This window comes from Kitasatospora sp. NPDC056138, assembly GCF_042264695.1.
Taxonomy (GTDB): domain Bacteria; phylum Actinomycetota; class Actinomycetes; order Streptomycetales; family Streptomycetaceae; genus Kitasatospora.
In genome coordinates, this window is record NZ_JBHJVK010000002.1 from 291,328 (window position 1) to 316,236 (window position 24,909).

19 protein-coding genes and 1 tRNA gene are annotated in these 24,909 nt (G+C 71.3%); 9 read left to right on the forward strand and 11 right to left on the reverse strand.

Annotation, left to right across the window (positions count from 1 at the left end; genetic code table 11):
• Window positions 1-120: 120 nt before the first annotated feature.
• A complete protein-coding gene (locus ACFC1R_RS02840; RefSeq protein WP_045303542.1) occupies window positions 121-1,278 on the reverse strand; it encodes a Glu/Leu/Phe/Val dehydrogenase dimerization domain-containing protein in 1,158 nt (385 codons plus the stop codon).
• 206 nt (window positions 1,279-1,484) lie between these two features.
• Between ACFC1R_RS02840 and ACFC1R_RS02845 the strand changes: the two genes are divergently transcribed.
• The gene (locus ACFC1R_RS02845) at window positions 1,485-2,420 is read left to right on the forward strand and encodes a hypothetical protein (protein WP_375931558.1); all 936 of its coding nucleotides are present in this window, start codon (window positions 1,485-1,487) and stop codon (window positions 2,418-2,420) included.
• 554 nt (window positions 2,421-2,974) lie between these two features.
• Entirely contained in the window at window positions 2,975-3,181 is a 207-nt protein-coding gene (gene bldC, locus ACFC1R_RS02850; protein WP_014137253.1) for a developmental transcriptional regulator BldC, read from the forward strand.
• A gap of 329 nt (window positions 3,182-3,510) precedes the next feature.
• On the opposite strand, the gene ACFC1R_RS02855 is transcribed toward bldC, so the two are convergent.
• Both ACFC1R_RS02855 and hrpA read right to left on the reverse strand, forming a co-directional pair.
• Window positions 3,511-3,584 (reverse strand) — tRNA-Asp (locus ACFC1R_RS02855).
• A gap of 89 nt (window positions 3,585-3,673) precedes the next feature.
• Entirely contained in the window at window positions 3,674-7,666 is a 3,993-nt protein-coding gene (gene hrpA, locus ACFC1R_RS02860; protein ID WP_375931561.1) for an ATP-dependent RNA helicase HrpA, read from the reverse strand.
• Between the two features lie 213 nt (window positions 7,667-7,879).
• On the opposite strand from hrpA, the gene ACFC1R_RS02865 reads away from it, so the two are divergent.
• The 3 genes from ACFC1R_RS02865 to ACFC1R_RS02875 are packed head-to-tail and all read left to right on the forward strand — an operon-like array spanning window position 7,880 to window position 10,298.
• Entirely contained in the window at window positions 7,880-8,797 is a 918-nt protein-coding gene (locus ACFC1R_RS02865) for a class I SAM-dependent methyltransferase (RefSeq protein WP_375931564.1), read from the forward strand.
• Window positions 8,794-9,144, forward strand: coding sequence for a WXG100 family type VII secretion target (locus tag ACFC1R_RS02870; protein ID WP_375931567.1), 351 nt, complete (start codon window positions 8,794-8,796; stop codon window positions 9,142-9,144). The genes ACFC1R_RS02865 and ACFC1R_RS02870 overlap by 4 nt, the downstream gene beginning before the upstream one ends.
• A gap of 35 nt (window positions 9,145-9,179) precedes the next feature.
• The gene (locus tag ACFC1R_RS02875) at window positions 9,180-10,298 is read left to right on the forward strand and encodes a hypothetical protein (RefSeq protein ID WP_375931570.1); all 1,119 of its coding nucleotides are present in this window, start codon (window positions 9,180-9,182) and stop codon (window positions 10,296-10,298) included.
• Between the two features lie 97 nt (window positions 10,299-10,395).
• On the opposite strand, the gene ACFC1R_RS02880 is transcribed toward ACFC1R_RS02875, so the two are convergent.
• The 7 genes from ACFC1R_RS02880 to ACFC1R_RS02910 all read right to left on the reverse strand — a co-directional run bounded on the left by ACFC1R_RS02880 (window position 10,396) and on the right by ACFC1R_RS02910 (window position 19,428).
• A complete protein-coding gene (locus tag ACFC1R_RS02880; RefSeq protein ID WP_375931573.1) occupies window positions 10,396-12,090 on the reverse strand; it encodes an FAD-binding oxidoreductase in 1,695 nt (564 codons plus the stop codon).
• Window positions 12,091-12,131: 41 nt separating this feature from the next.
• Complete coding sequence (locus ACFC1R_RS02885; RefSeq protein WP_375931576.1) at window positions 12,132-13,631, reverse strand: CoA transferase; 1,500 nt, start codon at window positions 13,629-13,631, stop codon at window positions 12,132-12,134.
• On the reverse strand, window positions 13,628-14,497 hold the full coding sequence (locus tag ACFC1R_RS02890) for an oxidoreductase (RefSeq protein WP_375931579.1): 870 nt from the start codon (window positions 14,495-14,497) through the stop codon (window positions 13,628-13,630). Before ACFC1R_RS02890 ends, ACFC1R_RS02885 begins: the two co-directional genes overlap by 4 nt.
• Before the next feature lie 54 nt (window positions 14,498-14,551).
• Window positions 14,552-15,709 (reverse strand): 4-hydroxyphenylpyruvate dioxygenase, encoded by a 1,158-nt coding sequence (hppD, locus tag ACFC1R_RS02895; protein ID WP_375931582.1) that lies wholly within the window; start codon window positions 15,707-15,709, stop codon window positions 14,552-14,554.
• A 106-nt stretch (window positions 15,710-15,815) separates the two neighbouring features.
• Window positions 15,816-17,036, reverse strand: coding sequence for a cytochrome P450 (locus tag ACFC1R_RS02900; RefSeq protein ID WP_375931585.1), 1,221 nt, complete (start codon window positions 17,034-17,036; stop codon window positions 15,816-15,818).
• A 162-nt stretch (window positions 17,037-17,198) separates the two neighbouring features.
• Window positions 17,199-18,131 (reverse strand): LysR family transcriptional regulator, encoded by a 933-nt coding sequence (locus tag ACFC1R_RS02905; RefSeq protein WP_375931588.1) that lies wholly within the window; start codon window positions 18,129-18,131, stop codon window positions 17,199-17,201.
• Between the two features lie 58 nt (window positions 18,132-18,189).
• Window positions 18,190-19,428 (reverse strand): MFS transporter, encoded by a 1,239-nt coding sequence (locus ACFC1R_RS02910; RefSeq protein ID WP_375931591.1) that lies wholly within the window; start codon window positions 19,426-19,428, stop codon window positions 18,190-18,192.
• A gap of 109 nt (window positions 19,429-19,537) precedes the next feature.
• Here ACFC1R_RS02910 and ACFC1R_RS02915 point away from each other — a divergent pair, with 109 nt between their 5' ends.
• Window positions 19,538-20,137 (forward strand): CGNR zinc finger domain-containing protein, encoded by a 600-nt coding sequence (locus tag ACFC1R_RS02915; RefSeq protein WP_375931594.1) that lies wholly within the window; start codon window positions 19,538-19,540, stop codon window positions 20,135-20,137.
• A 306-nt stretch (window positions 20,138-20,443) separates the two neighbouring features.
• Here ACFC1R_RS02915 and ACFC1R_RS02920 read toward each other — a convergent pair whose 3' ends face one another.
• Window positions 20,444-20,671, reverse strand: a complete 228-nt coding sequence (locus tag ACFC1R_RS02920; RefSeq protein ID WP_375931597.1) for a hypothetical protein — start codon at window positions 20,669-20,671, stop codon at window positions 20,444-20,446.
• 275 nt (window positions 20,672-20,946) lie between these two features.
• Here ACFC1R_RS02920 and ACFC1R_RS02925 point away from each other — a divergent pair, with 275 nt between their 5' ends.
• The 3 genes from ACFC1R_RS02925 (at window position 20,947) to ACFC1R_RS02935 (ending at window position 24,539) form a co-directional block, all read left to right on the forward strand.
• Window positions 20,947-21,150, forward strand: coding sequence for a cold-shock protein (locus ACFC1R_RS02925; RefSeq protein ID WP_030303996.1), 204 nt, complete (start codon window positions 20,947-20,949; stop codon window positions 21,148-21,150).
• Window positions 21,151-21,400: 250 nt separating this feature from the next.
• The gene (locus tag ACFC1R_RS02930) at window positions 21,401-22,867 is read left to right on the forward strand and encodes a DEAD/DEAH box helicase (RefSeq protein ID WP_375931600.1); all 1,467 of its coding nucleotides are present in this window, start codon (window positions 21,401-21,403) and stop codon (window positions 22,865-22,867) included.
• A 391-nt stretch (window positions 22,868-23,258) separates the two neighbouring features.
• On the forward strand, window positions 23,259-24,539 hold the full coding sequence (locus ACFC1R_RS02935) for an ATP-binding protein (RefSeq protein ID WP_375931602.1): 1,281 nt from the start codon (window positions 23,259-23,261) through the stop codon (window positions 24,537-24,539).
• Window positions 24,540-24,909 lie beyond the last annotated feature (370 nt).

Consider the following 24,909-nt stretch of genomic DNA (forward strand, 5'->3'; position numbering starts at 1 on the left):
TTTATCCCTCGTCCTGGGCTCTGGACCCCCCGTTCGGGCTACGATGTGAGAACCGGGTACCACTTTGTGAGGGGGGTGGGGTGGGGGTCGCGGGCTGACCGGCCCCCACCCCGGCGCCGGTCAGCCCTTGCGGGCACCCGGCAGCAGGATCGTGCGCAGAGCGCTGATCTCCCGCATCCGCTTCTCGGCCAGGCGGTCGGCGGCCACGGCCGGCGGGATGCCGTCGCCGGCGGCCCGGGTGAAGATCTCCAGGGTGGTGTCGAAGATCTTGGTGGCCTTGTTCTTGGCCCGCTCGAAGTTGAAGCCGTCGATCTCGTCGGCGACCTGGATGACGCCGCCGGAGTTCACCAGGTAGTCGGGCGCGTAGAGGATGCCGCGGTCGGCCAGGTCCTTCTCGACGCCCGGGTGGGCCAGCTGGTTGTTGGCCGCGCCGCAGACCACGGAGGTGCCGGCCGCGCCGAGCGCGCCCACCGTCAGGTCGTCGAGCGCGCCGCCCAGGGCGCAGGGGGCGTAGACGTCCAGGTCGGCCTGGAGCAGGGCCTTGGTGTCGGCCACCACCTCGACCTCGGGGTGCGCGGCGCGGACCCGGTTCAGGGCGGTCTCGGAGACGTCCGTGATGACGACCGTGGCGCCGTCGGCGACCAGGTGGCCGACCAGGTAGTGGCCGACCTTGCCGACGCCCGCGACGCCGACCCGGCGGCCGCGCAGGGTGGGCTGGCCCCAGCGGGCCTGGGCGGAGGCGCGCATGCCCTGGAAGACGCCGAACGCGGTCAGGATGGAGGAGTCGCCGGCACCGCCGTGCTCGGGCGAGCGGCCGGTCACGAACTCGGTCTCGCGGGCGATCACGTCCATGTCCTGGACGTAGGTGCCCACGTCGCAGGCGGTGATGTAACGGCCGCGCAGGGACTGCACGAAGCGGCCGTAGGCGCGGAGCATCGCCTCGTTCTTCGCCTTGTCGGGGTCGCCGATGATGACGGCCTTGCCACCGCCGAGGTCGAGACCGGCGAGCGCGTTCTTGTAGCTCATGCCACGGGACAGGCGCAGCGCGTCCTCCAGGGCCTCCTCCTCGGAGCCGTACTGGTGGAAGCGGGTGCCGCCGAGGGCCGGGCCGAGGGCGGTGGAGTGGATGGCGATGATCGCCTTCAGGCCGCTGCTGCGGTCGTGGCAGAGGACGACCTGCTCGTGCCCGTCGCCGGGGACGCCGTCCTGCTCGGTACGGAAGATCCTGCTCAGCACGCCGGGTGCGGGGTGCGTCGCGGAGGTCTGTACGTCGGTCACTGTGGTGACTCCAGTATCTGTGGCCCACTGCTGTGGTGTGGGCGACTGAGGGAAGCGTAGCCCTGGGGTGTGCGCCGGATCTGCCCTTGTGCACAAGGAAAGGGCGGTGGCATCGCCAACGAGGCAGGTGCCCCGCGGGCAACGCGCGGACACCGTCGCAAAGAGGCCCGGAACACCCTCCCGGCCGGTGGGGGCGGCGTGCGACGATGCCAAGCGTGACCACCGTGCGCACCTCGGTTCTCCCGCCGTACGCAGCCCATCTGCGGGTGTACGAGCCGCTCGCCGCCTACCCGGAGCCCGAGCGGGCCCGCTGGCAGGCGTACCTCGCCGCGCACGGCCCGGACGCGACCTCCGCCCGGCACTCGGTGGCGGCGGCCGCGCTCGCCGAGCAGCGCCGGGCGCTCGCCGAGGTGGTCGGCCGCACCCCGCGCGACCTGCCGGACCGGGAGAGCGAGCGGGCCTTCCTGCGGCAGCTGGACGGGGTGGCGTACGTCTGCCCGTGGGCGACCCGGCTGCGCAGCTGGCAGGCGCTGGAGGAGCTGCGCGGCTCGCTGCCGGTGGCGCTGCTGGACACTGTGCTGCCGCCGACGGCGCGGGCCGCGGCACTGGCCGACCAGGAGCGGTGGCAGGCGGGCCACCCGGACGCCCGGCCGTGGATCCTGACCAGCCGTTGGGAGGTGCCGGTGCGCTGGTTCCTGCCGTTCGGTTCGGAGGACCGCTGTTTCGTCCCCGGCAGCGACGCCGGTCCTGCGGAGCCGGTCCCGGCGGCCCTGTTCTACCTGACGCCGATGGCGCAGGCGCGCCGCCGGGTGGCGCGGGCCTACCGGGCGCTGCGCGAGCAGCAGGGGCGGGGCGGGAGCGCGGGCCGGGGGCCGGACGGTCGGGGTGGACCGCTGGTGCAGGGGGTGGAGCAGGTCGGTCGCTGGCTGGAGGAGTTCCACCCGAGGTCGCTGGTGGAACTGGACTACGGGGGCCTGGTACACCTGCTCGGGCCCGAGCGGCTGGCGGTGGAGGATTCGGTGGCCGAGATCGAGTCCGGGCTGCTGGCGCTGCGCTCCGGTGACGGCGCGGGTGCGGTGCGGGCATACGAGTCGGTGACGGCGCGTTGGTGGCAGGTGCTGGCCCTGCGGTACGCCAGTTGACCGGGGTTGAGGTCCACCGGCGGCCGGCAGGCCGCTGACGGGCCCTCAGCGGGCCGTCAGGGGGGAAGTGTCAGTGGTCCGGGTAAGGATGGTTGGGTCCTTTGGGCCTGACGCCCGGGGACCTAGGTCCTGGTTCGGGTCAATACCCCGCGAACGTGACACTACTCACCGTTGACGCGAACTTACACCTATATGCAAAAATGGGACAACCAGCCCAAGTTCACTCAGGTGTGTCCACTTTTGGGTGGATCTGACGGTGGTGCGTGCTTTGCGGGGAAACTAAGGGTCTGGTCCGCCCCTGACCGATGGTTACCGTACGGTGACTGTCCGCTATGAGGTGGTCCATGGCCATCCGTCGCGCTTGAACCCGTGAGGGGTCAATTTTGGCGGTTTGGCCGATGGGGCTGGACGAATGGTGTAGTTGTAGACACCAGGACAAGCCGTTCGTCCTATAACCGACTCGGCCCGTCTGTGCCATTTCGGGCATCGCGGGCCAAGGTGCAGAATTTGAAGGATAGAACCGCCCTGGTTCGGTTCTCCCGAGGAGGCCGCTCATGACCGCTCGTACCCCTGACGCTGAGCCCCTGCTGACACCGGCAGAGGTCGCCACCATGTTCCGCGTTGACCCCAAGACGGTCACTCGCTGGGCCAAGGCCGGCAAGCTCACGTCCATCCGCACTCTCGGCGGTCACCGCCGTTACCGCGAGGCGGAGGTGCGCGCACTGCTGGCCGGTATTCCGGCGCAGCGTACAGAGGCCTGAGAGGCCCGCTGACACATTTCAGAAGGGGCCGTATCCCTGACTCCGCCGGGTCTGGGGTGCGGCCCCTTCCGTGTGTCCGGAATCGGATGTTCCTATTGGTGCTGGTGTGGTGGGGGAATTCCCGGGAAATGCATGTACAATTTTATATATTAAATTACGGAGTGCCCAAGGGGTGTCGAGAGTGTCCGGTCTCAAGAAAATATAAGTGACGACCATCACGGGATCATCACCTTGTGGTCCAGACCTACACGGGGGTAGGGGAAGCTGACGCCCGGTCAGCACAAAGCGAGAGGCCCGGAACCTTTCGGCTCCGGGCCTCTCGTCTACTGCGATCCCGACGGGACTTGAACCCGCGACCTCCACCTTGACAGGGTGGCGAGCTAACCAACTGCTCCACGGGACCAGAGTGTTCTGATCTCTCGTGTTCTTCCGCTTCGCGCTTCCGAACAAGACAGATCGTACTGCATGTCTGGCCCCCAGGTCGAACCGGCTCTAGAACGTGCCCGCCGCCGCCTCCATCGCCTTGAGGATGCGCTTCTCCGAGACCGGGGTCGGGGTGCCCAGGCCCTGGGCGAAGAAGCTCACCCGCAGCTCCTCGATCATCCAGCGGACCGCCCGTACCTCCGGCGAGGGCTCCCGTCCGGCCGGGACCCTGGCGAGCAGCTCGCCGTAGGCGTCCTGCACCTGCTGGACCTTGTGCAGGTGGAGCAGGTCGCGCTGGGGGTGGTTGGGCAGCGCCTCCAGGCGGCGGTCCACCGCGAGCAGATAGCGCTTCAGGTCGGGCAGCCGCTGCCAGCCGGTGGCGGTGACGAAGCCCGGGCTGTCCTTGGCCGGCGGATGGATCAGCGAGGCGAGGTGCAGCCGGATGTCGTTGACGGCCGAGAGCAGGACCGGGCTGGAGACCGACTTCAGGCGGGTGGACGCCTTGTGGAAGGCGATCAGCGCGGTGGCCGTCTTCAGCGTGGTGTCCGCCGACAGGTCGTAGAGGTCGGTCCGCACCTTGTCGTACAGCTTGGTGAAGGCCGCCTCGTCCCAGGCCGGACCGCCGCCCAAGGCCATCAGCCGGTCGGTGGCCGCCGCCACGATGTCCTCGAACAGGGCCGTGATCGACCCGTGCGGGTTGTGGGAGAGGGCGAGCTTGGCCTGGTTGCCCAGCCGGCCCTGGATCGACTTGGCGGGAGAGGGGATGGTGAGCATCAGCAGCCGCCTGGTGCCCGCCCACATCGCCCGTGCCTGCGCCTCGGGGGTGTCGAAGAGCCGGATGCCCACCGTCTCGCCCTCGTCCACCAGGGCCGGGTACGCGCGCAGCGCGTGCCCGCGCGAGCGCTGCTCGAAGGTGCGCTGAAGCACCGGCAGGTCGGCCGGCCAGGCGGTCAGGCCGCCGCGCTCGATGCCCTGGCCGGAGGCGGCGCTGGAGAGCGTCTCCTTCAGCTTGGGCTTCAGTCGCAGCCGCAGGTCCTCCAGGTCCTTGGACTCGGCCAGCCTCCGCTTGCCGTCCACCACCCGGAAGGTCACCTTCAGGTGGTCGGGGATCCGCTCGTCGTCCCAGGCCTCCGGCGGGATGGGGATCGCGGACATCCGGTGCAGGATCCGCTCCAGGGTCGGCAGCAGCGGCTCCTGGCGGTCCTTCACCTGCCGCAGCGCCGCCGCCGCGAAGTCCGGGGCGGGGACGAAGTTGCGCCGGATCGCCTTGGGCAGCGAGCGGATGTACGCGGTGACCAGTTCGGCCCGCAGGCCCGGGATCTGCCAGTCGAAGCCCTCCGAGGTGACCTGGTTGAGGACGGGCAGCGGGATGTGGACGGTCACGCCGTCCGCGTCGCTGCCCGGCTCGAACTGGTACGTCAGCTTGAAGCGCAGCTTGCCCTGCTGCCAGTAGTCCGGGTAGTCCTCCTCGGTGACGCCGCCCGCCGCGTCGTTGATCAGCATCGACTTCTCGAAGTTGAGCAGGTCCGGCTGCTCGTGCCGGGTCTTCTTCCACCAGGAGTCGAAGTGCCGGGTGGAGACGATCCCCTCGGGCAGCCGGGAGTCGTAGAAGTCGAACAGGGTCTGGTCGTCGACCATGATGTCCCGGCGGCGGGCCCGGTTCTCCAGCTCCTCCACCTCGGAGAGCAGCTTGCGGTTCTCGCCGAAGAACTTGTGGTGGGTCTCCCAGTCGCCCTCCACCAGCGCGTTGCGGATGAAGAGTTCGCGGCAGAGCTCGGGGTCGATCCGGCCGTAGTTGATCTTGCGTTGGGCGACGATCGGGACGCCGTAGAGGGTGACCTTCTCGTACGCCAGCACCGCGCCGGACTTCTTCTCCCAGTGCGGCTCGCTGTAGTTCTTCTTGACCAGGTGGCCGGCCAGCGGCTCGACCCACTCCGGCTCGATCTTCGCGTTGATCCGGGCCCAGAGCCGGGAGGTCTCGACGAGTTCGGCCGACATCACCCAGCGCGGCGGCTTCTTGAACAGCCCCGACCCCGGGAAGACCGCGAACCGGGCGCCGCGCGCACCGCCGTACTCGCGCTTCTCCACGTCGAACAGGCCGATGTGCGAGAGCAGCCCGGAGAGCAGCGCCTGGTGGATCCGGTCGGCGTCCGGCTCCGGCTCCTCGCCGGTGTGCGGGCCCTCCTCGATGGTGACGCCCAACTGCTTCGCCACCGTACGGAGTTGGGTGTAGATGTCCTGCCACTCGCGTATCCGCAGGTAGTTCAGGAACTCCGACTTGCACATCCGGCGGAAGGCCGAGGAGGAGAGCTCGCGCTGCTGCTCCTTCACGTACCGCCACATCGCCAGGAAGGAGAGGAAGTCGGAGGTCTCGGAGGTGAAGCGGCGGTGCCGGTCGTCGGCGGCCTGGCGCTTCTCGGCAGGCCGTTCGCGCGGGTCCTGGATGGAGAGCGCGGCGGCGATCACCATCACGTCCCGGACGCAGCCGAGCCGGTCGGCCTCCAGCACCATCCGGGCCATCCGGGGGTCCACCGGGAGCTGGGCCAGCTTGCGGCCGAGGCCGGTGAGCCGCTTGCGGGGGTCCTTCTCGGCCGGGTCGAGGGCGCCGAGTTCGTGCAGGAGGTTGATGCCGTCCTTGATGTTGCGGGAGTCCGGCGGGTCCAGGAACGGGAAGGCGGAGATGTCGCCGAGCCCGGCGGCCGTCATCTGGAGGATGACCGAGGCCAGGTTGGTGCGCAGGATCTCGGCGTCGGTGAACTCCGGGCGGGAGAGGAAGTCCTCCTCCGAGTACAGCCGGATGCAGATGCCGTCCGAGGTGCGGCCGCAGCGGCCCTTGCGCTGGTTGGCGCTGGCCTGGCTGATCGCCTCGATCGGCAGTCGCTGGACCTTGGTGCGGTGGCTGTAGCGGGAGATCCGGGCGGTGCCCGGGTCGATCACGTACTTGATGCCCGGGACGGTGAGCGAGGTCTCCGCGACGTTGGTCGCCAGCACGATCCGGCGGCTGCCGGAGCGCTGGAAGACCCGGTGCTGCTCGGCCGAGCTCAGCCGGGCGTAGAGCGGCAGGACCTCGGTGAACTTCAGGTTGAGCTTGTTCAGCGCGTCGGCGGTGTCGCGGATCTCCCGCTCGCCGGAGAGGAAGACCAGGATGTCGCCCGGCCCCTCGGCCTGGAGCTCCTGGGCCGCCTCGCAGATCGCCTGGACCTGGTCGCGGTCCCGGTCGATGTCCTCCTCGGTCTCGCCCTCCTGGAGGATCGGGCGGTAGCGGACCTCGACCGGGTAGGTACGGCCGGAGACCTCGACGATCGGGGCGTCGCCGAAGTGTTCGGCGAAGCGCTCGGGGTCGATGGTCGCGGAGGTGATCACGACCTTGAGGTCGGGACGGCGCGGCAGCAGCTGCTTGATGTAGCCGAGGATGAAGTCGATGTTGAGGCTGCGCTCGTGCGCCTCGTCGATGATCAGGGTGTCGTACTGGCGCAGCTCGCGGTCGGTCTGGATCTCCGCGAGCAGGATGCCGTCCGTCATCAGCTTGACCAGGGTGTCCTGGCCGACCTGGTCGGTGAACCTGACCTTCCAGCCGACCGCCTCGCCCAGCGGGGTGTTCAGCTCCTCGGCGACCCGCTCGGCCACCGTGCGGGCGGCGATCCGGCGCGGCTGGGTGTGGCCGACCAGACCCTTGACGCCGCGGCCCAGCTCCAGACAGATCTTCGGGATCTGGGTGGTCTTGCCGGAGCCGGTCTCGCCCGCGACGATCACCACCTGGTGGTCCCGGATCGCGGCGAGGATCTCGTCCTTCTTCTGGCTGACCGGCAGCTCTTCGGGATAGCTGATCGCGGGGACCGCCTCGCGGCGCTGCCGGACCCGGAGCTCGGCCTTCTCGACCTCCGCCGTCAGCTCCTCGGCGATCTTCTGCCGGGCCTCCGGCTTGCGGACCCGCCGCGCACCGTCCAGCCGTCGGCCGATCCGCTGCTGATCGCGGATCGTGAGCTCGGTCAGGCGGGCCGCCAGTCCCCCGATGGTGGGCGCATCGGCGGGCTGGGCTACGGGAGAACTCACTGCGGACATCCCTCTAGGTTCGCAAGGAGGCGCAGGCAGGCGCACCTCGGTTTTCGAGCCCCTCCAGTGTCACAGACCGCTCGCCGGTACGGCCGCGCGGCAAGCGGGCACGCCGTTCCGGCGGGCGGGTGGGCCGCTGCCGGGGCGGGGTCCACCGTCAGGCAGGCTTGTCGGGCCCGGCGGGGAGGTCCACCGGGCTCGGCGGTTTCGGCGACAGGGGAGATGATCACGGTGGGGGAGTTCGACGCGCACGAGCGGGACCTGTGGGCCGGGCGTGCGGTGGCGTACCAGGGCAGCTTCGCCCGGCTGTGCGCGCACGCGGTGCCCGCGCTGCTGGACGCGGCGGGCGTGGCCCGAGGCGTACGGCTGCTGGACGTGGGCACCGGCCCCGGCACGGTGGCGGCGGCGGCCGGGGAGCGCGGGGCGCGGGTCACCGCGGTGGACGCCGATCCCGGGATGGTGGAGCTGGCGGCGGCCGGCGCTCCCCGGGCCGAGGTCAGGGTCGCCGTCCTGCCCCGGCTCCCGTTCGCGGACGGCGAGTTCGACGCCGTGACGGCCAACTTCGTGGTCAACCACGTCGAGGACCCAATCGCCGCGCTCGCCGAACTGCGCCGGGTCACCCGGCCGGGAGGGCGGATCGCCGCGACCATCTGGCCCGGTGGACCCAACCCGGGCATGAGTCTGTTCGACCGGGCGCTCACCGAGGGCGGGGCCGAGCGGCCCGAGCTGCCGAGGGTCCCGGTGGAGTTCGAGCGGGACCCGGACGGCTTCGCCGGGCTGCTGGTGCGGGCCGGCTGGCCGGGTGCGCGCTGCCGGGAGGTCCGCTGGGTGCACCGGCCGGCCCCCGAGGAGTGGTGGTCCGGCCCGGCGGGCGGAGTCGCCAATGTCGGGCGTGTGCTGACCAGCCAGTCGCCGGAAACGGTCGCCCGGATCAAGGCGGTGTACGACCGGTTGGCGGGCGAGCGGCTCGGACCGGACGGGTTGCTCGGCTTCGAGGTGACCGCGCTGCTGGCTTCGGCGGAGCGAGCGGCGGAAGGTGCGGAGGAGTCGGCGGGGGAGCCCTCCCCAGCGGATGAGCGGTCGGCTAGCCTCGTGACGGTTCAGCAGGGCGCGCACGTGTGTACGGGGGAGCGGGAATGAACTTCTTCAGTGAGGCGTGGGACGACACCAAGGACCTCGTCGGCGGCGTCGCCAAGGTGGGCAAGGACATCATCATGGCGCCCGCCGAGATCGCCCACTGGGCGCTGGGCGAGATGTTCGGCGCGGGCGATCTGGAAAAGATCGCGGCGGAGCTGGCGGATCTCGGCAAGCAGGTCGACACGCTCGGCAAGGACATCAACACCGCGCTGGGCAAGCTCAACTGGCACGGTCCGGCGTCCGACGCCTTCGTCGACCACGCGCACGGCCGGGTCCGGGAGATCGCGAACGTCGCCGATCAGCTGGACGGCCTGAGCAAGGCCGTCACGAGTCTCAACAACGTGTACTGATCCCGGGGTGTCGGGCGCGGAGGGAAGTCGATCGCATGGGTAGCGACCAGTTCGGGGTGCAGCTGCAGGACCTCGCGAAGATCCAGCAGGACTGGCAGCAGCTCAGCCAGAAGCTGGCTGAGCTGAACGCGAAGCTGTCGAGCATTCAGTCGGCGATCGAGCGGGCTGCGGCGGTCGACCTGGCGGCCAGCCCGCTGGCCGGCATCGCCGGGTTCGGCATCGCCTACGACGTGGTGAAGGACGCCAAGGAGATCGCGGAGCGGGCCAAGGCCCTGGGCCAGCTCAAGGAGCAGCTCACCAAGGAGCTGGCCGACGACGCGAAGAACATCCAGCTGGTGATCAAGGAGTACGAGCAGGCCGAGCAGAAGATCAAGGAGGGGCTGGGCAAGATCACGCATCCGTCCGACCCGGCACCTCCTGCGCCGAAGCCGAGCCCCAGCGGTGGTGGCGGCAGCCAGGGCGGTGGTGGCGGCGGCAGCCATGGTGGCGGCGGTGGCGGCGGCAGCCATGGCGGTGGCGGCGGTGGCGGCGGCAGCCATGGCGGTGGCGAAGGCGGCGGTGGCGGCGGTGAAGGCGGCGGTGGCGGCGGTGAAGGCGGCGGCAGCACCGGCAGCTACCCCTCCGGGCACGGCACCGGCGACTGGAAGACCACCGGCAACTGGGACGCCTGGTCCCCGGGCAAGCACCACACCACCACGGGCGCCGGTGTCCAGACCGAGCCCAACACGGACGGCCTCTCGCAGGACCGCAAGGACGCCCTGGAGCGCGCCCTCGACCGGGTCCGCCACAACATCGGCTACAGCCAGTCGGCCTTCACCAACGGCTACCGGGACGACTGCTCCGGCTTCGTCTCGGCCGCCTGGGGGCTGGAGGCCCCGGGGCTCAACACCTGGGGCCTGATGGGGTCGGGCGTGGCGCACCGGATCACCAAGGACGACCTGCAGCCCGGCGACGCCCTGATAGCCGGCGACCACACGGTCCTGTTCGGTGGCTGGGCCGACGCGGCCCACACCAAGTACATCGCGCTGGAGGACAACGGGTCCCAGGGCACGGTCTCGCACGTGATCCCGTACCCGTACTACTCCGGTGACGCGGGCTCGGAGGCGGCGGCCGGGCACCCGTACGTGCCGTACCGGCGCAACGGGATGAACTGAGCGACGGCGCGAACCGAGCGACGGCGCGAACCGGTCCGGTCCGGGTGGAGCGCCCCGGGGTCCGCCCCGGCGGGGTGCTCCACCCGGCCGGGGCGGGTCAGGCCGGGGTGATGGACTGGGGGTGACGGAAGACGCCGCGCGGGTCGTAGGTCGCCTTGATGCGCTGCAGGCGCGGGTAGTTGGCGCCGTAGTAGAGGGTGTACCAGGGGATGCCCGAGCGGTTCAGGGCCGGGTCGGTGATGTCGGTGTCGGCGTAGTTGATGTAGCAGCCGTCGGTCTGGGCGCCGGGGACGGGATAGCCGCCGGTGGCGGCGAACACGTCGCGGTAGATCTCCCGGGTCCAGGCGATGTTGGCGTCGTCGTCGGCCCGGTCGGGCCACAGGCTCTGGAAGAGCGCCTTGAACGTGGAGTCGCGCTGGACCGACGCGGTCTCGTCGGGCCGGACCGAGTTGATCCGGCCACCGTAGGAGAGCAGGGAGACCGTCGAGGTCGGGTTGTGGTGGTCCGTGCGGGTCAGGTGCCGGTAGAGCGTCGCGATCTGCTCGTCGGTGAAGCCCTGCCGCAGGTAGACGGACTTGTGGGCGCCGCGCAGCGTGGGGTTGGCGAGTGCGGCGTTGTTGGAGCCGAGGTACTTGGTGGCGGTGAGCCACGGGAGCCTGCGCGGGGTGAAGAGCTGCGGCATCGCGCGGTCCTCGCCGGCCGGCCGGGTGAGCGGCTGGAGGGTGATCCGGCCGCCGTCGGTGAGCTCCGCGAGGTAGTCGGCGAGCAGCCGTTCGGCGTCCGGCAGGGTGCCGTCGATCTGGGTCAGCAGGCTCACGGTGCCGTTGGACCGGTGGCAGAGCGTCAGGAAGCTGCACAGGGTGGCGTACGGCGAGTCGGGGGAGCTGTTGCGCTCGTGCCAGCGGCCGTAGTTGCGCACCAGGGCGGCGAAGTTGGCGGAGTCCAGGCCCGCCCACGGCAGTGCCGCCGCGTTGATCAGCACCTCCTTCGGCGGGCGCACCAGCAGTTCCGCCGGGTCCTCGCCGTCGGCGCCCGGGGTGCGGAACCAGAAGCGGGTCACCACGCCGAAGTTGCCGCCGCCGGCCCCGGTGTGCGCCCACCACAGGTCGCGGTGCGGGTCGTCGGGCTCGCGGGTGGCCACCACGCTGCGCGCCCGTCCGTCGGCACCGACCACCACGACCTCCAGCGCGTACAGGTGGTCGGAGGTGAGGCCGTGCTTGCGGGAGAGGAAGCCGTACCCGCCGCCGGTGACGTGCCCGCCGGCACCCACCGAGTAGCAGCGGCCGCCCGGGATGGTCACGCCCCAGTTCTTGTACAGCTCCTCGTACGCCTGGAGCAGGGTAGCCCCGGCCTCGACGACGAAGGCCCGCCGCTGCTCGTCGAAGTGGACGGCGTGCATCGGCGTGGTGTCGATGACCAGCTGGACCTCGGAGTTGAAGACGAAGTCGGCGTAGCAGTGGCCGCCGCTGCGGACCGAGATCCGCTTGCCGCCGTCCACGGCCTCCTGCACGGCCCGGACCACCTGTTCGGTGCTGGCCACCAGCCGGACGGACTCGGGACGGCCCACCCAGCGCGCGTTGTTGCCCACCACCAGGGCCTCGTAGCGGGGGTCGCCGGGGAGCACGGTGACGGCGTCGCCGCCGGCCGGACGCGGGGTGCGTCTGCCGGCCGGGGCCTCGGGCGCGCCGGGCTGTTCGGGGGCGGCTTGGTCGGCCGCGGGCGCCGGTATGGATCCGCTCGCCGCCAGCGCCACGGTGCCGGTCAGCAGGGAGCGTCGGTTCATGTCGGTCATCGCGATGTCCTTGGGTTCGTGGTCCGGCCGATGTCCTCGGGTCAGCCGACGGGGGGCAGCCAGACGGGGGCCGAGGAGCCGCGCGGGACGAGGATGTGGTGGTAGCGGCCGGGAGTGGCCGACATCCGGACCTGGTCGGTGACGCCCTGGTAGTGCCCGAGCGGGGTGTCGGCCGTGAAGGTCTCGGGGTCGAGGTAGGCGTGCTCGACCCCGGTCCCGGCGATCGACCGGGCGTAGCCCTGGTCGAAGACGCCCATGCTGAGGATCCACAGCGCGGCCCGGACCAGGGAGACGTGCACCCGGTAGCTGCCGCCCTCGCGGGCCCGCCGGGACAGCGCCTCCACGATCCCGGCCGTGGTCAGCCAGGAGGTGATGTAGTCGTTGACCACCATGACCGGCGGGAGGGCGGGGACGCCGTTCTCCCCTTCGAGGTTCATGATGCCGACCAGGCTGCCCGCGGTCTGGTCGAAGCCGATCCGCCCGGCCCACGGCCCCTGCTCGCCGGCCAGCGAGTTGGTCGCGTACACGATGCCGGGGCGGACGGCGGCGGCCTCCGCGGCGGACAGGCCGATCTTCGCCAGGTAGCCGGGGCGCCGGTTGGCGTAGAACACGTCGGCGTCCCGCAGCAGGTGGCGGACCAGGGCCCGGCCCTCGGCCTGGTACGGGTCCAGGAAGGTCGAGCGGACGCCGACGTTGGCGCTGATGTAGCTGCGCTCGTGCTCCAGTTCGTCCGGGCGCCAGAGGTTGAGGACGTCGGCTCCGTGCAGGGCGAGCGCCCGGCCCACCCCGGCACCGGCGATGACGTGGCCCATGCCGAGCGCCCGGATGCCGTCCAGCGGGTTCTCCAGGCCGGCGGGCGTCGGCGGCAGGGGCTCGGGCTCGCTGTCGCCGATCTTCTCGATCTCGACCAGCGGCAGCCGCGCCAGCACGTCCCGGTACTGCGGCTCGGCCATGAACTCCTCGGTGTCGCGGAGCATCGCCATCACGACCCCGGCCCGGTTGCCGGCCTCCTCCAGTTCGCGGCCGTCCCAGCGGGCGATCGCGGCGGCCACCGCGTCCGGGTCGTCGGGGGTGCCCAGCAGCTTCTGGGCGGCCACCTTGATCTTGGGGTACATGTTCTGCGGCATCATCCACCGGCCGTCGCGGCTGCGGTAGAAGGACCAGCCGAGCGCGTTGCTGGGGTTGGAGGACTCGCTCAGCGGGGCGCCGTTGACCAGCTCCCACTTGCGGTCGTAGAACGGGCAGAGCCGGTGCGGTGCGACCCGCAGGTCCACCGCGATGTCCTGGCCCGGACCCCCGCGCACCCGGCGGAGCCCGGCCACCGCCGCCGACTTGGCGACCAGCGCGATCCCGGCGGCGGCGCCCAGCCGGAGCGTGCTGGGCACCACGGGGTCGGCGCCGTGGAAGGTGACGGTGCCGCCGGTGTCGGCGGCGGTCATGCCGATGTCCCCCAGGACACCGTCCAGTTCGGCGTGGACGTCGAAGGCGTCGTCGGTGGCGGGCTCGGCGATCGCCGCCTCGAGCCGGTCGGTGAGGCTCATGACCGGCCTCCCGCCACCGGTGCGGACGCTGCCGCCGGCTGGTGGCCGGTCGACTCGGCCAGCTCGCGCCAGACCCCGATCTCCCCCGCGACATGGGCGAGTTTGGCCTCGATCCGGTCCAGGCTGTCCTGGCCCAGCGGCAGCCGCAGCGGCGGGTGCTCGGCGCGCGACAGGGCGACGACCGCCTGCCCGGCCTTCGCGGGATCACCGAGCTGGCGGCCGTTGACCTCGGCGAACTGGGTGCGGCGGGCGCCGGCGGAGTCGGCGTAGTCGGCGATGGTCCGGCCGGCCTGGCGCAGGCTGGCCGGGTCGAGGAAGTCGGTCCTGAACTGCCCCGGTTCGACCACCGTGACCGCGATGCCCAGGCCGGACAGCTCGGCGTGCAGGGCCTCGGTGATGCCCTCCACCGCGAACTTGCTGGCGCCGTAGATCCCGGAGCCGGCACCCTGGCTGAACCCGCCCACCGAACCGATGTTGACGACGTGTCCGGAGCGCTGCGCCCGCAGGGTCGGCAGCACCGCCCTGGTGACGTTGAGCAGACCGAACACATTGGTGTCGAACAGGGCCCTGGCCTCCTCGTCCGAGGTCTCCTCGACGGCCCCGGCCACGCCGTAGCCGGCGTTGTTGACCAGGACGTCGATCCGGCCGAACTCCTCGACGGCGCGGGCCGCGGCCGCCCGGGCCTGGGCCTGGTCGGTCACCTCCAGCGGCAGCACCAGCAGGCCGTCCCCGCCCGCGGGCAGGGCGCGCCGCGCCAGGTCGACGTCCCTGGCCGTGGCGACGACCCGGTCTCCGGCCGCCAGGGCGGCTCGCGCGATCTCCAGACCGAGGCCGCGGGACGCCCCGGTGATGAACCACACCATCATCTTGCTTGCTCTTCCGGTCGCGGTGGGCGGGTCATGAGCGGATCGGGGGCTGTGTCAGAGGTTGCCCCGGCGGGCCTGCTCGCGCTCGATCGCCTCGAACAGGGCCTTGAAGTTGCCCTTGCCGAAGCCCTTGGAGCCGCGCCGCTCGATGATCTCGAAGAACACCGTCGGGCGGTCGACCACCGGCTTGGTGAAGATCTGCAGCAGGTAGCCGTCCTCGTCGCGGTCGGCCAGCACGCTCAGCTCCCGCAGTTCCCCGATCGGCACCCGGGTCGGGCCGACCCGCTCGGCGAGGGCGTCGTAGTAGGCGTCCGGCGTGGTCAGGAACTCCACCCCGTGCGCCGCCATGCCGCGCACGGTGGCCGCGATGTCGTCGGTGGCCAGCGCGATGTGCTGGACGCCGGGGCCGCCGTAGTACTCCAGGTACTCCTCGATCTGGGACTTCTTCTTGCCGATGGCCGGCTCGGTGACGTTGAACTTCACCTTGTTGGAGCCGTCGGCCAGGGCCTTGGACATCAGCGCCGAGTAGTCGGTGGCGATGTCGTCGTCGGTGAACTCCTGGATCTGGGTGAAGCCCATGGTGCGCTGGTAGAAGTCGATCCAGGCGTCCATCTCGCCGAGTTCTACGTTGCCCACGCAGTGGTCGACGTACCTGAAGAGGTCGCCCGAACCGTCGCGGTCCTCACCGGCGGCCGGCTCGACGGGCACGTACCCGGGCAGGTACGGGCCCTCGTAGCGGGAACGGTCGACGAAGGTGTGCCGGGTGTCGCCGTAGATGGCGATGCTGGCGAGCGTGACGGTGCCGAACTCGTCGGTCAGCTCGTACGGCTCCTCGATGCCCCGGGCTCCCCGGGCCACGGCGTGCGCGTAGGCGGCCCGGGCGTCCGGGACCTGGAGCGCGATGTCGGTGACGCCGTCTCCGTGGGTGGCGACGTGCTCGGCCAGCAGGCGGGCGCGCTCGGTGGACGGGGTGACCACGGAGGTCAGGACGAACCGGACCTTGCCCGACTCCACCACGTAGGACGCGAGGTCCGGGGCGCCGGTCTCGGGCCCCGAGTAGGCGGTCACGCGCATCCGGAAGGCCGAGCGGTAGAAGTGCGCGGCCTGCCGGGCGTTGCCCACGGCGAAGACCACCGCGTCGGTGCCGAGGAGGGGGAACGGGTCGGTCACGGCTTCTGTTTCGGGTGCGGAGAAAGTCTGCACGGCACTCATTGGGCGTCCGATCCTTTGCTGGATGAGGTGTTTCCGGAACTCTGGACGGAATACCGAATTCGGCTGGGAATTCGACGTCGAACTCAGCCGACAGCTCGGCCGGGACTCAGGAGTGGATCCGCGACCAGCGCACGGGAAGCTCGTCGAGCCAACGGACGACCATCCCCTTCTTCCAGGACAGGCTCTCCTCGGGGACCGCGAGGGCGAGGTCGTCGACCCGCCGGGCGAGGGCCTCGACGGCCACCTGCAGCTGCATCCGGGCCAGGTGCGTGCCGGGGCAGTAGTGGTGGCCCTGGCCGAAGCCGAGGTGTGGGTTGGCGGGCCGCTCGAAGTCCAGCTCCTCGGGGGCGGAGAAGACCTCCGGGTCGCGGTTGGCGGAGCAGAGCGAGCCCACCACGGCCTCGCCGGCCCGGACGACCGTCCCGCCGACCTCGACGTCCTCCAGTGCGTAGCGGGGGAACATGGTGGAGGTGTGGAACGGCGTGTAGCGGACCAGCTCCTCGATCGCGGCGGGGACCAGCTCGGGGTACTCGCGCAGCCGGGCCAGCTCGCGCGGGTGCTTCATCAGCACCTGGACGAAGTTGGCCAGCGTGAGCACGGTGTTCTGGGCGCCGGGGGCCAGCAACCGGACGGCCACCAGGACGAGTTCGTCCTCGCTGAGCCGGTCCGGGCTCTCGTCCCGGACCTTGATCATGTCGTTGAGCATGCCGTCGACCGGCTCCTGGCGGCGCAGTTCGACCAGCCGCGCCATGTACCGGTGCAGGTTGTCCAGGTACTCGTTGATCTGTGCCGGCTCCATCGAGGTGGTCGCCACCACCGCCTGCGACCACTTCTGGAAGTCGTCCCGGTCCTCGTACGGGACCCCGAGCAGTTCGCAGATCACCGTGACCGCCAGCGGGGTGATGAACTCCGCCATCAGGTCGACCGGCGGCTCCAAGGTGGCCAGCCGGTCGATCAGTTGCTCGGTGATCTCCTTGGTGAGCGGCCGCAGCCGGTCGGACTGCCGCGGGGTCAGGCCGGCGTTGGCCACCCGGCGCAGCCGGGAGTGGTCCGGCGGGTCCATCGACAGCAGGCCGCGGTCCACCACCTCGCTGCCGATCCGCGGCTCGTCCCGCTTCAGGGTCTCCGCCCGGCTGAACCGGGTGTCGGACAGCACCGCGCGGACGTCGTCGTAGCGGGTGCACAGCCACGCCTCGTCGCCGTACGGCAGTTTCACCCGGCTCAGCGGTTCATTCTCGCGGAGGTGTGTGTAGAACGGATCGAGCTCGAGCCCCTCGGACTCGCTGAACGGGTAATTCCGGACCTGACGCGTTCCGTCGGCATTCACGTTCGGGTCGCCTTTCCAAAGGCCGATTTACCCGAACGGTATCCGGATACCGGACTACTGCGTCAACAACCTTTTCTTCTGGACCTTTTCAGTTGTGCTTATGCCCGCTGCTCGGTGGCGCGGGCGGCCGCAGTATGAATCGGGTCACATGTCAGGCCTATGTCAAACCGCGGCCATCCCGAGCGGGACGCGCCCGGACTCGATCAGCCGGGCCCGGTTCTCCCTGGCCACCGAGACGAAGCGGCGCACCACCGGCTCCTGCTCCGCCGAGCGCCAGGCGATGGCGATCTTGGTGGTGGGGACGGGCGAGGTGAACCGGCGGACGACCGTACCGCTCGGGGAGTACCGCAGCGCCACCCGCCGGTCCATCACCGCCAGCGCCTCGCCGCCCGCGACGAAGAGGCAGAGGTTCTCGTAGTCCGGCTCCTCCTGGACGATCTGGGGCACCGAAGCGCCCCAGATCTGCTCCACGATGCGGTCGTGCAGCTCGGGGGCCAGCCTCCTGGGCCACATGGCCACCGGCTCGCCCCGGAGCGCCTGCGGGGCGAGCCGCACGGCCGAGGCGAGGTGGTGGCCGCGCGGCAGCACCACCACCAGCTCCTCCTCGGCGAGCAGCAGCGACTCGATCTCGGGCGACCGGCTGGTCTCGCGCACGAAGGCGGCGTCGACCGCGCCGGAGCGCAGCAGGCCGAGGTTGTTGGCGGTGCAGCCGGAGTCCGCGTTGATCCGCACGTCGGGGTAGCGCCGCCGGAACTCGTCGACCAGGTCGCGCTGGCCGAGCGAGGCGCCGGAGAGACTGTAGGAGAGGTTGAGGGTGCCGCCGTTGCCCTCGGCCGCCTCCCGGATGCGGTCGCTGAGGCTGTCGTGCAGGGCGAGCAGCTGCTCCGCGCCCTCCAGCAGGACGATCCCGGCCTTGGTGAGTTCGGCGCCCTTCACCCCGCGGCTGACCATCAGTCCGACGCCGAGCTCCCGCTCCAGCGCCTTGATCTGCTGCGACAGCGCGGACTGCGTGATCCCCAACTCCTCGGCGGCCCGGCCGAAATGGAGCTGTCTGGCGAGCACGCTGAAGTACTTGATCCGACGTAACGACATCATCAGGAATCTCCCCCTGTCGGCCCGTGCGGGCCAGCCGCCGGGCGGAGCCGCCGATTCGTCAGCGAGCCTGCGCGGCGTCGTCGCGCAGTGCGGGCGCGGCCGGGACGGCCGGCTCCCGGGCGGCACGGCGCTGCGCGCTCGCACCGGCCAGCAGGGCCAGACCGGCCAGCACCTCGGCCCCGGCGCCCGCCAGCGGCAGTTTGCCGAGCTGGCCGGCACCGGCCAGCACGCCGCCGAGGATCGCGGCCAGCGTCTGCCCGACGTAGACGGCGCTGTTGTTCAGGGCCAGCAGCATGTCGCCGTTCTTGCCGCCGATGCTCAGCAGGCGGTGCTGGATCAACGGGAAGCTGGCCCAGTGCACCAGCCCCCAGAGCAGCAGGCCCACGGCGGCCCCGACGACGGAGTGGACGGCGACGCCGAGCACGGCCAGCACGACGGCGAGCAGCCCGATGGTGCTGCCGAGGCCGACGGTCGGGCTGATCCGGTCGGCCAGCCGGCCGCCGCCCATGACGCCCGCGAAGCTGCCGACGCCGAAGAGCAGCAGCAGCCAGGTCCGGGTGGACTCGCCGGCATGGGTGACGTCGCCCAGGACCGTGCCGAGATAGGTGTAGACGGTGAAGGTGCCCAGGATCCACAGCAGGGTGGTGAGCAGCGCGGTCGGGGCGTGCTTGGTCCGGATCGCGCCGAGCCGGTCCCGGACGCTCACGCCCGGGGCGCCGGGCACCGCCGGGATGCTGCCCCACAGGCCGGCCATGGTGACGACCGCCAGCAGGACGACGAAACCGAACGCCCAGCGCCACGAGGACAGGTTGCCGATCTCGTTGCCCAGCGGGACGCCGAGCGCGATCGCGCTGGTCATCCCGGCGTAGACGACCGCCAGGGCCCGCCCGCGCCGCTCGGGCGGGGTGATCCTGGCGGCCACCGCCGAAGCGGTGGCGGCGTACAGCGCGGCACCGGCGCCGGTGACCACCCGGCTGATCAGCAGCACGGTGAAGTTCGGGGCGACCGCGGAGAGCGCGTTGCCGACGGCGAACACCGCCAGCACTCCGAGCAGCAGCACCCGCCGGTCGAGCCGGGAGGTGACGCTGGCCAGGACCGGCGCCGCGAGGGCGTAGGTGATCGCGAAGACGGTCGATGTCTGGCCGGCGGCCTCGGTCGACAGCCCCAGGTCACGGCCCAGTTCGGGGAGCAGCCCCGAGACGATGAACAGATCGGTGCCGATCGCGAACATGCCCAGGGCCAATAACCAGACCCGGCCGTTCACCGACCGCCCTCCTGCTTCCAGCCCCTGCGCCATCGGTGTGCCTCTCCCTTCGCCGTCCGCCCCTTGTTCGTGGCCCGCACGGCGAGCGAGGCGGAAGTAACCGGTTATGCGGTTATCAGGCCAGCTAACCTAGCATATGGTTATGACGACGGAGGAAAGAGATCCCGACTATGTCTGGTACGGCGGCCGGCCCAGCATCCACCTGGTGAACACCCGCCGGTACCGGTTCGAGGGCGGCCGCGAGCTGCTCCGGGAGCCCGCCGACCTCAGCCGCTGGCTGGAGGCGGCCGAGCTCACCCCCGGTCGGGTCGCCGTGGACGAAGCGCTGCTGGCGGCGGCCGTCGAGCTGCGCGAGGCCATCAACCTGGGGCTGATCGCGGTGGTCGAGGGCGAGCCCCTCGCGGCCGAACCGGTGCGGGTCGTCAACAGCTGGCTGGCCCGCGCTGCGCAGTACCCGCCCCACCTCGACCTGGTCGACGGTCAGCCGGTCTTCCGGGTCAGCACCGTGCCCTCGGACGCCTCCGGGGCGCTCTGCCGGATCGCCGTGGACGCGGCGGAGATGCTCGGCAGCGACCTGAGGACCAGGCTGCGGATCTGTGCCGGCGCCAACTGCAGCGCCCGGTTCATCGACAACTCGGCCGGGCGGCGGCGGCGTTGGTGCTCGATGGCCGCCTGCGGCAACCGGGCCAAGGCCACCCAGCACCGCCAGGCGGCGGCCGCCCGCGCGCGAGCGGGCGACTGACCGGGCGGGAGACTGGCCGGGTGAGCGCTGACCGGGCGGGCGACTGGCCGGGTGAGCGCTGACCGGGCGGGCGACTGGCCGGGTGAGCGCTGACCGGGCGGGCGACTGGCCGGGTGAGCGCCCTACCGGGTGAGTCCCCGGTTGGTTGAGTCCCGGGCGGGTCGAGGCCGCCCTCTCGGACCGGTGCCCCCACCCGGCGCACGTCCTCGTGCGCGGTCCGGGCGCCGGGTCGGAACGGCGCCCCGGGCGGTGGAGGCCGGGAACGGCGTCCCGGGCGGGCCGAGGCGGCCGCCCGAGCGCCTCACATCAGAGCAGGAAGAGCTTGGCGAAGGGAGGCAGGATCCGCTCCTGCCGCGTGCCGAAGTCGACGAGCACCGCGATCAGGCCGTCGCCCTCGACACCGACGACCCGGCCGAGCCCGTACTGGTCATGGCTCACACGGTCCCCGACGCCGAAGTGCTTGGGCGGCGGCTGGGGCGCGGAGCGGAAGGGACTGGTGGGTAGGTGGCGCCGAGGCGCGGCTGCATTCGTCATCCGTGTCAGTATGCGCCTGCTCCGGCGCCGTATGGCTGTTCCAGGGATCGAAATTTTCCTGTTTTTCTGGATCTTGGTCATCGGCCCCCGTTTCGGGCCGAACCCTGCTACAGTCGTGTTAGTTGCAGTTTTGGTCCCCATGATCTCTGTGTGCGCCTGCTGGTTGTGACCGCAGGCGCATTTCTTTTTCCCGGCTCTTCCCCGGGTGGGGCATCATCGCGGTGGCGCGAGGCTCGCGAGGCGCGAGTTTCGGACAGCTTTTCAAGGAGTTTTTTATGGCTAATGGCACTGTCAAGTGGTTCAACTCGGAAAAGGGCTTCGGCTTCATCGAGCAGGACGGTGGCGGCCCTGACGTGTTCGCCCACTACTCGAACATCAACGCCAACGGCTTCCGTGAGCTGCTTGAGGGCCAGAAGGTCGAGTTCGACGTCACGCAGGGCCAGAAGGGCCCGCAGGCGGAGAACATTCGTCCGCTCTAGTACTTCTCGCTGCATGGCACCTGCCAGGCAGCAGGGGCCCGCACCGCGTATTCGCACGGTGCGGGCCCTCGGCATTTTCTGAGCCGGTCCGCCCCTTCGGGGCGCACGGCCCCGCCCCGGCGGCCGTCCCGCACCGGGAAAACACCCTCCAGGCGCTGTTCTTCACACTCCTGGCCCGTTCTTGCGAATTTCATGCGGTCTCGCGCTGCGGGTCCTTCCAGGTGACGTGCCACCATCAGGAAGGTTTCGCATGATTCGCTCCACTGGTTCTCCGCGCCGGACATCCGGCGCACGGGCCGGGTCCGGCCCGAGGGGCCGTCAGGCCGATCCGGCCCAGGACGTGCCCGTTGTCCCCGTCAGCACGGTGCCGGCGCTGCCCGCCGTCGAGTCGTTCGGCGAGCTGGACCTGCCGGGGACGCTCCTCGCGACGCTGACCCGCCACGGGGTGACCTCGCCGTTCCCGATCCAGGCCGCCACGCTGCCGAACTCGCTGGCCGGCCGGGACGTCCTGGGCCGAGGCCGGACGGGCTCCGGCAAGACCATCGCGTTCGGCCTGGCCGTGCTCGCCCGTACCGCCGGGCGGCGGGCCGAGCCGCGCCGGCCGCTGGCCCTCGTACTGGTGCCCACCAGGGAACTCGCCCAGCAGGTCACCGAAGCCCTCACCCCCTACGCGGGTTCGGTCCGGCTCCGGCTGACCACCCTCGTCGGCGGCATGCCGATCGGCCGCCAGGCCCACGCGCTCGGGCGCGGCGCCGAGGTCGTCGTCGCCACCCCCGGACGGCTGACGGACCTGATCCAGCGCGGCGCCTGCCGGCTCGACGACGTCGCCGTCACGGTCCTCGACGAAGCCGACCAGATGGCCGACCTCGGATTCCTGCCCCAGGTCACCGAACTGCTCGACCAGGTCCCCGCCGACGGTCAGACCCTGTTGTTCTCGGCCACCCTGGACCGCAACGTCGACCGCCTGGTGCGCCGCTTCCTCAAGGACCCGGTCACCCACTCGGTCGACCCGTCGGCCGCCACGGTCAGCACGATGGAGCACCACGTGCTCTACGTGCGCCACGCGGACAAGCCCGCCGCCATCGCCCACATCGCCTCCCGCGAGGGCGGCGTGATCATGTTCACCGACACCAAGGACGGCGCCGACCGCCTGGTGGAGAACCTGCTGGCCAACGGGGTGAAGGCGGCCGCGCTGCACGGCGGGAAGTCCCAGCCGCAGCGCACCCGGACCCTGGAGCAGTTCCGTACCGGAGCGGTCACCGCGCTGATCGCCACCAACGTCGCCGCCCGGGGCATCCACATCGACGGCCTGGACCTGGTCGTCAACATCGACCCGCCGACCGACCACAAGGACTACCTGCACCGGGGCGGCCGCACGGCCCGTGCCGGCGAGTCCGGCACGGTCGTCACCCTGGTGCTGCCCAACCAGCGCAGGGGGACGGCCCGGCTGATGGCCGCCGTCGGCGTCACCCCCGAGTCCGCCCACGTCCACTCCGGCGACGAGGAACTCGCCCGGATCACCGGCGCCCGAGTGCCCACCGGTGTGCCCGTGGTGGTGGCCGACCCGGTGGTCGAGCGCCCCCGCCGGGGCTCCTACGCGGGCCGGGACCGCCGCGGCCGTCCCGCTCGCGGTGCCGGTGCCCGGACCCCCCAGTCCTCGCACGCCGCCCGCACCGGATCGCCCCGGCGCGGCGCCCGCGTGGCACAGGACCGGTAGCCCCGGGGGTATCGGGCGGCCCGGGTGTCGGGCGGCCCGGGTGTCGGGCGGCCCGGGAATCCGGCCGGACCCCGGCAGGCGGCGAGTCGACGACGAGTCGGAGGTGAGTCGCAGGCGGGGCCGCGTCGGGTCCCGGCCGTGGCGGCGGATCGGTGTCCTCGGCCGGGGCCGTCTGCCCGCAACCGTGCCGGACCGCAACCGTGCCGGACCGTTGCCTGCCGGGTCGTCGCCCCTCGGGCCTCGCCCGAGGGGGCCGTGGCGCCCGGTCGGGCCAGGTCGGCCACGGCAGGGGCGGACATGTTCGGGTGTATCAGGACAAGAGCGTACGAATTAGCCGTCCGGTCGATGCGCCGTGACAATGGAACCTCCCCGACCGGGCGAGGTGGTGGCGATGGTGGCGTGGCGTCTGCGCGACTACCACGAGGGCGATCTCGACCAGGCGATCCGGATCTGGGACCAGAGTCGCCAGACCGACGGCGAGTTGCCGGTCTTCCCCGTCTCCGAGGTGATGGCGGCCGCCCAGGCCGACCAGGCGGCGGTGGTCGCGGTGGTCGGCGACGAACTGGTCGGCATGGCGGTGGCACAGGCGCACGGCGAGCGGGCGTGGGTCCTCCTGCTGGCGCTCGCGTCCGGCTGGCGCAACCGGGGGATCGGCAGTGCCCTGCTCGCCGAGCTGGAGCGGCGCCTGCGGGCGTCGGGCGTGCGCCGGATCAGCGCGCTGCTGCCCGACGGTGCCACCGGGACGAAGGCGCTGGAGCACTCCGGATACGTCATCCGTGGCGGTCTGACCTACTACGAGCGGCAGGAGCCGCCGGGAGCGGGCAACGCCGGCGTGCTCGCCGCGCTGGGCGGCCGGATGCTGCCGGCCGGCCTCTGGGAGGCCATGGCCGGCATGGAGCGGGAGAAGCAGGTCGTCGAACGCCGGATCGTGCTGCCGCTGACGGAGCCGGACCTGGCCGACCGCTACAACGTGGCCCCGCCGAAGGCGGTCATCCTGTTCGGGCCGCCCGGCACCGGGAAGACCAGCTTCGCCAAGGCGGTCGCCTCCCGGCTGAGTTGGCCGTTCGTGGAGCTCTTCCCGTCCCGGCTCGCCGCGGCCACCGACGAGGGGTTGGCCATGGCGCTGCGGGACGCGTTCTCGGACCTGGCCGAGCTGGACGCGGTGCTGCTGTTCATCGACGAGGTCGAGGAGATCGCCGCCGTGCGCTCCGGGCACGCGGTCGATCCCGGGCACGGGGTCACCAACGAGCTGCTCAAACTCATCCCCGGCTTCCGCGAGCACGACGACCGGCTGCTGATCTGTGCCACCAACTCGGTGCGCTCCCTCGACCCGGCCTTCCTGCGGCCCGGCCGCTTCGACTACGTCATCCCGATCGGACCGCCGAACCCGACCGCGCGCGCGGCGATCTGGACCCGCTACCTCGGCTCCGCCGCCGGTTCGGTGGACCTGGACCGGCTGGTGGAGACCAGCGAACTCTTCACCCCGGCCGACATCGAGTTCGCCGCCCGCAAGGGCGCACAGCTGGCGTTCGAACGCGAGGTCACCCAGCGCCTCGGCACACCGGCCATCACCGAGGACTACCTGATCGCCATCGCCGACACCCGGCTGACGCTCACCGCGCGGGTGATCGAGGAGTTCACCGAGGACATCGAGGCGTACAGCAGGCTCTGACACCACTCGAGCCCCGCCTCCGGTGACAGTGGGATCCCCGTCAGCGGGTAGTCGCGCACCTTCCCGACCCGGTCGTTCTCCGGGTTGGAGCGGGAGACCGGTTCGACGGGGACAGCGGCGACAGCGGCGACAGCGGAGGGGACCTGATGGTCGGTCGTTCCAACGCCTCGCCAGGAAGGTACGGGCTCGGCCGGCGCTGAGGCCGTGCGCGGCGCCGTTGGCGTCGAACAGCACGAAGAAGCCCCCGCAGCGATCTTCGCTGCGGGGGCTTCGGCTGTGGCCAGGGCCGGGGTCGAACCGGCGACCTTCCGCTTTTCAGGCCGCGTGATGAACCTGATCCTGGTGTGACTCGCAAGGTTGTCGGTCCTTG

Coding starts and splice junctions, on each gene's coding strand:
- ACFC1R_RS02845 (WP_375931558.1), top strand. CDS start 1,485: ATGCCAAGCGTGACCACCGTGCGCACCTCGGTTCTCCCGCCGTACGCA.
- bldC (WP_014137253.1), top strand. CDS start 2,975: ATGACCGCTCGTACCCCTGACGCTGAGCCCCTGCTGACACCGGCAGAG.
- hrpA (WP_375931561.1), bottom strand. CDS start 7,666: ATGTCCGCAGTGAGTTCTCCCGTAGCCCAGCCCGCCGATGCGCCCACC.
- ACFC1R_RS02865 (WP_375931564.1), top strand. CDS start 7,880: ATGATCACGGTGGGGGAGTTCGACGCGCACGAGCGGGACCTGTGGGCC.
- ACFC1R_RS02870 (WP_375931567.1), top strand. CDS start 8,794: ATGAACTTCTTCAGTGAGGCGTGGGACGACACCAAGGACCTCGTCGGC.
- ACFC1R_RS02875 (WP_375931570.1), top strand. CDS start 9,180: ATGGGTAGCGACCAGTTCGGGGTGCAGCTGCAGGACCTCGCGAAGATC.
- ACFC1R_RS02880 (WP_375931573.1), bottom strand. CDS start 12,090: ATGACCGACATGAACCGACGCTCCCTGCTGACCGGCACCGTGGCGCTG.
- ACFC1R_RS02885 (WP_375931576.1), bottom strand. CDS start 13,631: ATGAGCCTCACCGACCGGCTCGAGGCGGCGATCGCCGAGCCCGCCACC.
- ACFC1R_RS02890 (WP_375931579.1), bottom strand. CDS start 14,497: ATGATGGTGTGGTTCATCACCGGGGCGTCCCGCGGCCTCGGTCTGGAG.
- hppD (WP_375931582.1), bottom strand. CDS start 15,709: ATGAGTGCCGTGCAGACTTTCTCCGCACCCGAAACAGAAGCCGTGACC.
- ACFC1R_RS02905 (WP_375931588.1), bottom strand. CDS start 18,131: ATGATGTCGTTACGTCGGATCAAGTACTTCAGCGTGCTCGCCAGACAG.
- ACFC1R_RS02910 (WP_375931591.1), bottom strand. CDS start 19,428: ATGGCGCAGGGGCTGGAAGCAGGAGGGCGGTCGGTGAACGGCCGGGTC.
- ACFC1R_RS02915 (WP_375931594.1), top strand. CDS start 19,538: ATGACGACGGAGGAAAGAGATCCCGACTATGTCTGGTACGGCGGCCGG.
- ACFC1R_RS02920 (WP_375931597.1), bottom strand. CDS start 20,671: ATGACGAATGCAGCCGCGCCTCGGCGCCACCTACCCACCAGTCCCTTC.
- ACFC1R_RS02925 (WP_030303996.1), top strand. CDS start 20,947: ATGGCTAATGGCACTGTCAAGTGGTTCAACTCGGAAAAGGGCTTCGGC.
- ACFC1R_RS02930 (WP_375931600.1), top strand. CDS start 21,401: ATGATTCGCTCCACTGGTTCTCCGCGCCGGACATCCGGCGCACGGGCC.
- ACFC1R_RS02935 (WP_375931602.1), top strand. CDS start 23,259: ATGGTGGCGTGGCGTCTGCGCGACTACCACGAGGGCGATCTCGACCAG.